General features: G+C 75.0%; 1 protein-coding gene. It reads left to right on the top strand.

Going from position 1 to position 1598, the window contains the following annotated elements; all coding sequences use genetic code 11:
* Window positions 1–1439 (top strand): aminopeptidase P family protein (locus HGA02_RS18770; protein ID WP_168680847.1); only part of this gene is annotated, 1439 nt, incomplete at its 5' end.
* Between the last annotated feature and the right edge of the window lie 159 nt (window positions 1440–1598).

Consider the following 1598-nt stretch of genomic DNA (forward strand, 5'->3'; position numbering starts at 1 on the left):
AGTTCCTGCGGTTCGTGACGTCGGGCTGGGGCGAGCGGCCGGCGTCGACCGCGACCCGCAGCCCGGCGGCCGACCACACCGAGCGCCGGCGCGCCGCGCTGTCGGCGCAGTTCCCCGGCGAGCGGCTCGTGATCCCGGCGGGCACGTTCAAGGTGCGGTCGAACGACACCGACTACCGGTTCCGCCCGCACTCGGCGTTCGCGCACCTCACGGGCCTGGGGGTCGAGCAGGAGCCCGACGCCGTGCTCGTGCTGCACCCCGTGCCGGACGGCGAGGGCGACGGCGGGTCGGGGCACCGCGCGGTCCTCTACCTGCGCCCGCTCGCCGGCCGGGACACCGCGGAGTTCTTCTCCGACTCGCGCTACGGCGAGTTCTGGGTCGGCGCGCGGCCCACGCTCGAGGACGTCGAGACCGAGACCGGCATCCGCACCGCGCACCTCGACGACCTGCGCGACGCGCTCGCCAAGGACGCGGGCGCCGACGGCGTGCAGGTCCTCGTCGTGCCGGACGTCGACGAGGCGGTCGAGGAGGTCGTCGAGGAGATCCGCGCGACCGAGGCCGCGGGGGCGCGCGACGAGCGGCTCGCCGAGGCGCTGTCCGAGCTGCGGCTGCTCAAGGACGCGTACGAGGTCGAGCAGATGCGCCTCGCGGTCGACACGACGATCGAGGGCTTCGAGAAGATCGTGCGCGCGCTGCCCGCCGCGCAGGAGCACCGGCGCGGCGAGCGCGTCATCGAGGGCACGTTCGTCGGGCACGCCCGGCAGGAGGGCAACGCCGTCGGGTACGAGACCATCGCGGCCGCCGGCGAGCACGCGACGACGCTGCACTGGATCGACAACGACGGCCCCGTGCGCGCGGGCGACCTGGTGCTCGTCGACGCGGGCGTCGAGGTCGACTCGCTCTACACCGCCGACGTCACGCGCACGCTGCCCGTCGACGGCACGTTCACCGAGGTCCAGCGGCGCGTCTACCAGGCCGTGCTCGACGCCGCCGACGCCGCGTTCGCCGTCGCGAAGCCCGGCACGAAGTTCCGTGACGTTCACGACGCCGCGATGCACGTCATCGCCGCGCGGCTCGAGGAGTGGGGTCTGCTGCCGGTCTCGGCGGAGGACTCGCTCAAGCCCGAGAACCAGCACCACCGTCGGTGGATGGTGCACGGCACGAGCCACCACCTGGGCCTCGACGTGCACGACTGCGCGCAGGCGCGCGCCGAGCTGTACCTCGACGCGGAGCTCCAGCCCGGCATGGTGTTCACGATCGAGCCCGGCCTGTACTTCAAGTCCGACGACCTGCTCGTGCCCGAGGAGTACCGCGGCATCGGCGTGCGGATCGAGGACGACGTGCTCGTCACCGCCGACGGCAACGAGAACCTGTCGGCGGCGCTGCCGCGCGACCCCGCCGCCGTCGAGGCGTGGATGCAGGGACTGCTCGGGCGCTGACGCTCAGCGGCCGTCGGCGTCGCCCGCGGGGGGCGCCGGCGGCTGCGGCGCGCTCGTCGTCGGGCCCTGCGGCGCGTTCGTCGGGGGCACGGGCGGCTGCGCCTCGGGCACGTGCGGCGCCGGCGGCGCGACGGGCGGCACGCTCGGTGACGCCGCGGG

The sequence above is a fragment of the Cellulomonas septica genome (assembly GCF_012396155.1).
Lineage (GTDB): Bacteria > Actinomycetota > Actinomycetes > Actinomycetales > Cellulomonadaceae > Cellulomonas > Cellulomonas septica.